The organism is Nostoc sp., assembly GCF_054880495.1.
On sequence record NZ_JBTYKD010000155.1, the window covers coordinates 1 to 7,381 of the forward strand.

Here is a 7,381-nt window from a genome sequence, read left to right on the forward strand (position 1 = left end):
GATATTTTAAAAGTATTGGGCGAATATAATTCGCTACTACACAACCAAAGTCCGCCTCCGTGGACTAATACAAATTCAAGGGTTTATTAACCTGCGGAGGCAGTTTTTGTCTCGTGTAGCCGCGACTTCTAGTCGCCCAGGCGAATTATATTCACTACTACATATCTGGAAAACCTCTCTCCTAAGAGGCTACCGTGTACACACAAGTCAGAAAACCTTATCCAAATTGACTCTATAACCCACAGATCAAAAACCTCACCCTCGCTTTACCCAAGGGTAAATCTTTCCCTCTCCTTAGTAAGGAGAGGGACAGGTTTTGCGTAGCATAACCAGGGTGAGGTTTTTCAAGATTTTTGGGTAATTCGATGACTTGTGTGTACACCGTAGCTCCTAAAAGTAAAGAGGCTTTGAATTTTCCCCCTTACCTTGTAGGGAAGGGGGCTAGGGGGTTAGGTTTCGCGTTGATTTTTCCACATAACCTGAAAAGTCAGCTTTCAACCTGACTGCACAGGATTAATTACAAGTGTTGTTAGTAGTAGTGCTGGTAGTAACAGCAAGACGCTGACACAGAGCATTGAAGGAAGTGTTTTTAGAACCAATTACAGTGGTCATTTCCACTAGTGGGGATTGGCTATTGCCCAAAGTCCCAGTGAAACTGTTTTGTCTTTTATTGTTACTACTGTCGCTAGCATTGACAGTTTTAGTAAAATCAATATTTGACCCATAAACTCGAATTCCCAAACCGTAACCATCGATTGGCAGATTTGTTGTGGTATCAATTGGGGTACTTCCTGCTACTATAACTTTTACAGCCTGAATGTAAAATAGGTTGCTTGTACAGGTTGGAGCGCTAATAGTTAGGTTATTGTTTGCGTCTTTTATCACGCAATATAACGACGTTGATGCTGTAGGAACTGGCATATTTCCGGTGGCACCGGTGGTAAGTAAATTGTCACCTAAACTCCTGGGTGTTGCAGTAGCTGATAGAGTCAATGTAATAGTGGTAGCAGGAATTGGCACTGCTCCGGTTTTCACACCATCAATGAAAGTTCTGACAGCTTGTGTCGCTAGTTCTACGCGTTTTGATTGGACGCGAGTTGCTGTTGCAATCACAATTGTCGGCGCGATCGCTGCTAGTAAAATAGCAACCACGATTATTGCTACCAGTGACTCAATGATCGTGAAACCAGACTCACCAGATGGGTGGATTTGTTGTTGTTTGTGCTTAATCATTGCTAATCACCAGCTTCTGAAATTTTATGATGAGCAGTTAGTAGGACGCTGATCGGTATCGACGGCATTACTACTGTCTGTGGCTTTTTTCGCACATAACAACGTTTGCACCCATGTATCATCTCGACCAACTTCCCGGAAATACTCATTGGGTTTGTTATTTGGCGTTATCGCTAACTTTTGCGAAAATGCGTCTGGTGATTGTGACAGTAAGGCGACATCATAACCCCACTGCCGGATGGGAGCTAGGTAAAAAGGTATTTGACCACCGCTATTAGCGATCGGATATGGTGTAAGAGATGAGGTACTTAAGTATGCTACAAGTGGTGCAGTAGCATAGGCACTACGAGTTCTTTGGATAAAAGAGCCGTTAATTATAGCTGCAACAGCATCGCCTGTGCTGCCAGTTGGGTTCCAATTTTCTAAGAAACGGACAAAGTTGTGTAAGCCACCATTATCTTCTGTAGGACGAGCTGGGGTGTCTCCCCCTGCTGCAACTAAGTTAAAGGTGGTGGCTGTTGCTTTTTGCATCCAGAAAGTATCTTGTGTACCGCCAGGACCTATTTTGAGATCGTTAAATGATGCATTTTGATTAAGTCCGACAGGCACTTGAATTTGTAACATTGGCGATAAAGCTGGTTGGATTTTTGTACCAGCAGTAAATGTTGTTGTATTAGTAGTAAATGCTGGTGCTGAAAGTAGTATTGGGGGATAATTATCATTATTAGATGCAGTATTATCTGAGTTTGTTGTTAGAAACCATAGAGCATTAGCTGTGGAATCTGGTCTCTTGGTAGAATCGGCAGAACTAAAACTACTCAGTGGAAATGAAGTTATTTTCCCGCTCTGGATACCTATAATGATTGGTTTAGGACTAGTACCAGTATCAAGCTGAAGTTGTCCCAATGTACCATCAGATGTATTAGTACTACGGAGAAAGGCAACACGGCGAGGATAGCCTAGATATTTAGAATTAGTCGGTGATTGTGCTGTTGTACCTGCTAAATGAGTACTCAGAGAAAAAGTCTGCCCAAGAGTACCAGTAACATCCGAGGCTGTTAGACCTGCTGGGTATGCAGCAAGATCACCGGGTAGTGTTACCCACCAACCATTAGCCGTACCAGTACCCGGATCGCAAGCTGAAACAGGTAGTTTCGGACATACTTCCATTAAATACTCTGGGGCACTTCTCCTTCGCTGGATGGGTGTAACAAGGTTATTGAGGTAAGAACCGTTTATATTTAATGGGTTTGTATTGGCAAGAGGATAGTCATTATTAGCGCTGTCATACCAAGCAGCATTGACAACATTAGTGTTGTTGGTAGCAAACCCATTGTTCTGAAATGCGGTAATAGAAGCGTTATCCCCCAAGTTATTATTTAGGTCATAGTCTCCATCGCTGCGGAAACCCCTCACATAGCTAGTAGAAAGAAGTGTGATCGCATCTGACAACACGCTGGCAGGTCGCCATGCGTCCCCAGTGGTACAGTTTGGTAATCTAGGATCACCAGTACGACAAGCAAAGTTTGGATTCAGGTCTGATGCAGTGCGAGAGTAAAAATTGCCCCAATCACTAGCTAGAGCTGTATTAAACTCTTGTTGGGTATGTTTATTAAAGTCGCCTTGAATATATACAGGTAAATTAGAAGCTAGAACCAAGCCTTTTTCTGCATCTCTGTAAGTCTGAACACGCCAGATTGGGTTGCCATTGATTAACATGATGGCGTTGGGACGGCGAGTTGGGTCAAGTATGAAGTCTACAGGGCTACTTGTTTTTTGTGTATCTTTTTTATTCTGTATTTGTGTAGCCGTAGTGTCTGTTGCTGTAATGCCAGAAGGAGCACTTAAATCCAAAAGTGCATCATCACGAGTAGCGTAAATAATACCGCTATTGGGAATTAAGTATTCTTGCGTTGTTGCTGTGCCATAAGTTGTTCCCTTTAACTTACTAATGTCTAATACAGTGGCGCGAATTTCCAGAGGTTGGCGGGTTTCTTTGGCGAGGTCATAGTTTGGAGCCGTTGAACCAACAGATGCAGCTGGTACGTTTGCGACTGTCCCAGTTGCATTAATAGTACAGGCATATTGAAAGTAACAAAGTGTTGGTGGTGTCCCAGTTACAGTTCCATTTCCATTTACACCATCAGCGTTGGTGAATGTTTCTCTACCTGGGATTATGTTACCACTTCCATCTGTTTGCACATCTTTATGAATTGCCTTAATCTGTCTGGCATCTAAAAAAGCAGTTTCGTAAATTGCGCCGTGAGGGATGACGCTATTACTTGGAGAGCCGATAGTACCATCTAATATTTGGATGGCACAAATAGCAGCATCAATAGCAGACTGTTGTGAGATTGTTGGAGAGGAAGCTGCTAGAGCTTGGCTCAGTATTTCATTTACCAAGCGCCCATTGGGATACATTAAACTAGCTTGGTAGTTTAGTAAAGCTGAATAGTTGGCAACAGTCTTTGTTGGAGCTGCGTAGACAATACCATTATGGGAGTTGCCACCAGACGGCGTATTGTTATATGGAAGAGCTGCAAGGTTAATAGCTTTAGTGCTATTAGTGGGGTCGTAGAAGCTACTTATACAAGCAATGGGTTTAGGGCTTGTCGCACTGTAGCCACTAGCTTGGTAGTGATAAACTGTTGTAGCCCGCATCCGTAAATACGGCGTATTTGTAGTATCTGGTAGTACTATATTAATATTGTAAGTATCAGTATTAATGCCAATAGTATTAGGCACGGGCATCATATCTGACCAAATTCTATTTGTAGCCGCCGCCGCCGTGTTCAAGGCACTTTGGGTACTACTAACAGTAAAACCTGGAGGCAAATAAATCCCTGCACCAGTGACTACTCGTAAGCCACCCACAGGATCGCCGACAGTAGTTGGTACTGTAGCTGCTGCTGATTCCCAATCTCCATCTCGAACAACAGTTCCTAAATCAGCTAGTAGCTGTACACGACTGCTGCGAGTGCGAGTTCCACTTCCGTTATCCCAGTTAATAGGTGTACCACTTTGGGTAATATTTTGGGTATCTGTGGTAGTATCTGAACCAACAAATGTCGTTCCGTTCCACCACAATCCAGGAAGGTTATTGCCAAGCAAAATGCGATCGCCAACGTATTGTTCTTTACCTAGTTGTTGTTCTGTAGTTGGTTGTGTAGCACTAGGTAGCATGTTAGGACTACTAATGTTAAGTGTTAAATTGGAATAATTAGTTTTAGTTGTACCATCACTAGCTTGAAAGGGATAAACCCAAGTGTCTGGTGGACGGAGTGACTCACCACTTTCTTGTAAGACTGTACTCGCCGTATAATCTACACTAGTCGTAGGATTTATTATTGCATCTCCACCAAAAGCAACTTCACCATAGGGTACACGGCGGGTACGTTGTTGAAAGTAAAGTACTAACTGGTTATTACGGACAGTAGCTAGTTGCGCTGCACTGGCAGTAGATGTGGTTAGTTTTAATAGTTGTAGTTGCTGTGTAATGCCATCTTGGACTTCCTGTGGGTCAGTAGATGAAGCGTTAGCCGCCTGTGCTTGCACCAAAAGATTGGTGCGGGTTACATAAGCTAGGCTATTGTAGGCAATATTATTCGGTTGGTCAGTGACTGATTTGTTAGGTTGAACAGTATAAGATGTATTAGGAGCAACTCCTTGGCCTCGGAATAAATGCACTCCAGTACTGTTACTTGAATCACCAGAAGCAGTGAAACCACCGGCTCCTAAATTGCCACCTACAACAATTTTGGCATTGTCCTCACTGTAGAAACAGGAATTTTGACTACTAACCTGATAAAGTGTGATATTAGCATTACTGCTACCTGTCAGGAAGTTACTATTAGTCAAGATCCGTCCATTTAGGTTAAATGTGGTACCGGGGGTAAGTTCTATATCATCGTTATAAACCACCGCATTGTTAACTAGCGGTAGTTGTACACGATCTTGTTGATATTCTAAACTCGAAAAACCTTTATTCCCTGTAAAAGCTTCGTAATTAACTGCATCAGTACCAGTCGTGGGTGGGTTAGTGATGGGAACATTAGCAGTGTAGACAAAAAAGCTTTTTTGGAGCTGACTAGCAATATTAACCCAGCCCGAAGTCCCCACCAAAGTAGCACTTGTTGCCACACTATTTTGACAAGCGCTGCTTACACTACCAGTAGTCATGGGCGGAGTTCTTGCCTCTAGAGGATTTCTAGGGCGGCTGTATGTGCCATTAGTATTTACAGGCGGAGTTCGGAAGTAAATTCCATAAAGAGTATAGGAGTCAAATTTCCCATTATTATTTGTATCAATGGGGAACATCCATGCAGTTGCCAAATCTGATGGCTGAGATTCTCCTGTTGGTACAGTTGTATAAGCATAATGTACTTTTAGTGGAGTTTCGTCTCCAAAAGTATATTGAGGCAAATTAATAGTACTACTTAAGGTACTCTCTAAAACTGAATCTGAAGGTACGGCTCGTGGTAGTTGGCTGTCAGTAAATAGCTTGTTTAATTTTGCTCTAGCTCTCTCAAGGGCTGGTGCTGCGGCGTTAAGTACAGCCTGATTCACGCGGACATTACTAGCATTTTTTGAGCGCTCAAAAGACCGAAATAAAATCGCAGTTGTTAACAGAACAACAACTAAAGATACCATCGCCACTGTCGGCAACAAAAACCCAGCATTCTCCGAGCCGCGTCTTCTTCGAGTGCCAGAAATAGTCCGCAGTAGCCAAATAATTTGCTTGTTAATTGCAGATAAAAACTGCTTGCTAGTTTGTCTAAAGGTTTTTTGAATTACCTTGAATAGCTGAGATTTTAGAGACATAGCTGCTTCCCTGTCAAGTGATTTATAGCGGATTTTTCATTTTTTATCAAAATTGATAATTGTGCCTAGAAAATAATTTTTTAGGCAAAAGATGAAATTATATTTATGCAACTACTGTATCTGGTTTTACTAACTTCCAAATAAAGTAGCTAAAACAAAAGAGAATTTATTAAAGTTATATCATTTATCAGTAGTTCATCTTATCTGGTAAATACTGATTTTTTGAGAATTATTTAATCCAATTCCAGAAATAATAAAAGCATGATGTCACAGTAGAATTGCGGTAATGTATTTTATTTGAAGGCAAATTTATGAAGATATTGTTAGCATGGCAAGCTTATAATACCCACCTGTTAAAGGAAAGATATCAGTTAGGTGCAAAATAATCAGAGGTTCGGCTCAAATTCGCCGGGCGACTGGAAGTCGCGGCTATACAGACTTGTGTTGAGCGGAGTCGAAATACAAAACCCACCTCCGTGGGTTAGCAAGCCCTTGATTTTGTATTAGTCTAGATCGGTGGACGAGAGTTTGTGTAGTAGCGAATTCTATTCGCCCAATGCTCTGAACGTTTAGCAGAGCAGATAGGCGCACTTGGTATCAAACCTGATTTTGGTGATGAGGAAGATTAATTTTATGATTTAGGTTTAATCCTGCTCCCCTCTCCTTAATAAGGAGAGGGGCTGGGGGTGAGGTTCAACTACTATCCCCTTAAATTTCGTATATTCTGAGCAATACTTTCCAGCACCCCAGACAAATTAGCATACACATCATTATTCGTAAATCTAATAAACTTAATTCCTGCTGATTCAATAAATTCTTGTCTTGCCTTATCGTATTCAGCAGCACCTTCTTGAGAATGGCTTTCGCCATCAATTTCTATAGCTAACTTACAGCAGTTTTCATGTATTTGAACCACATGTATCGTAGGGGCACAGCATTGCTGTGCCCCTACCGCGTGGTCTATTTAGCTGAAAATAGCTGTAAATTCAGAACTATAAAAATCCATAACAAACTTATCCACACTATATTGTCTGCGAAACTTGCAGTTTTCTAGCTGTCTATCTCTTATTTTATCCCAAACAAGTTTCTCGGCTTTTGTGATATTTTGGCGTAACAGTCGCCTTTTTTCTGTTTCACTATTTTTGTTATAAAGTTTAGTCATTTTTATTTCCGATTCCAGTCCCCTCTCCTTAATAAGGAGAGGGTTAGGGTGAGGTTATTGTCTAGCCTACAAGATAATAACCTCACCCCGCCCTTCGGGCACCCCTCTCCTTGGTAAGGAGAGGGGAAAAGAGATTAGGCGCTGTGTTCATAAGATAATAACCTC

The 7,381-nt window shown here is 41.8% G+C and carries 2 protein-coding genes and 1 pseudogene; all 3 read right to left on the minus strand.

Annotated elements, in window-relative coordinates; translation table 11 throughout:
* Positions 1-513 precede the first annotated feature (513 nt).
* The 3 genes and pseudogenes from hpsB to ACYTXL_RS15680 all read right to left on the minus strand — a co-directional run bounded on the left by hpsB (position 514) and on the right by ACYTXL_RS15680 (position 7,216).
* Complete coding sequence (gene hpsB / locus ACYTXL_RS15670; protein WP_461925540.1) at positions 514-1,233, minus strand: hormogonium polysaccharide secretion pseudopilin HpsB; 720 nt, start codon at positions 1,231-1,233, stop codon at positions 514-516.
* Positions 1,234-1,257: 24 nt separating this feature from the next.
* Positions 1,258-6,054 (minus strand): hormogonium polysaccharide biosynthesis protein HpsA, encoded by a 4,797-nt coding sequence (hpsA, locus tag ACYTXL_RS15675; RefSeq protein WP_461925541.1) that lies wholly within the window; start codon positions 6,052-6,054, stop codon positions 1,258-1,260.
* A gap of 700 nt (positions 6,055-6,754) precedes the next feature.
* Positions 6,755-7,216, minus strand: a pseudogene (locus tag ACYTXL_RS15680) (endonuclease domain-containing protein).
* Positions 7,217-7,381 lie beyond the last annotated feature (165 nt).

Coding starts and splice junctions, on each gene's coding strand:
- hpsA (WP_461925541.1), bottom strand. CDS start 6,054: ATGTCTCTAAAATCTCAGCTATTCAAGGTAATTCAAAAAACCTTTAGA.
- hpsB (WP_461925540.1), bottom strand. CDS start 1,233: ATGATTAAGCACAAACAACAACAAATCCACCCATCTGGTGAGTCTGGT.